The sequence below is a fragment of the Thioalkalicoccus limnaeus genome (assembly GCF_041197575.1).
Classification (GTDB): domain Bacteria; phylum Pseudomonadota; class Gammaproteobacteria; order Chromatiales; family Chromatiaceae; genus Thioalkalicoccus; species Thioalkalicoccus limnaeus.
Genome location: NZ_JBDKXB010000089.1, coordinates 1 through 464, shown reverse-complemented (window position 1 = coordinate 464; position 464 = coordinate 1). Strand labels below are relative to the sequence as shown.

The 464-nt window shown below is 67.2% G+C and carries 1 protein-coding gene; it reads right to left on the bottom strand.

Features of this window, described 5'->3' with window-relative positions:
• Window positions 1-145: 145 nt before the first annotated feature.
• The coding region (locus ABC977_RS18235) for an RpnC/YadD family protein (RefSeq protein ID WP_369668691.1) at window positions 146-464 on the bottom strand (319 nt) is incomplete at its 5' end.

Below are 464 nucleotides of genomic sequence, written 5' to 3'. Positions count from 1 at the left end.
GTTGTAGACGAACATCCGCTGCGCGAAATCCGCTTCGTTCCGACCCTGCACTTCCCAATGGACCAGGCCAACCTGCCCGTTACCCGCCAGCGCCACATCTCGACGATCCGTCCGTTGCCGTAGATGTCGACCGCCTCGCCGGCGATCATGGCCGGTCAGCCGCGTCCGGCATACCAGGCTGGTGCGTTGAGTGCCCCGGAGCCGGCTGGGCTTGGCGTAGGGCTTCGAGCCAGCGTTCGCCATCGGGGTGAATCAGCAGTTCCTCGCCCAGCGCCTCGAGCGCCTCGGGGTCGACGATCGCCGCCAGCAGCGGCTCGGCCTGGGCCGCCACCGCCGGCCCGAAACGGCGGCGCACCAACCGAACGAGTAGATGGCGGGTTTCCTTACGCCCCTGCTCCAGGCCCTGCTCCAGGCCATCATGTCGCCATTGTTCGGTCCAGGTCTCGAGCTGTTCGGTCAGCATC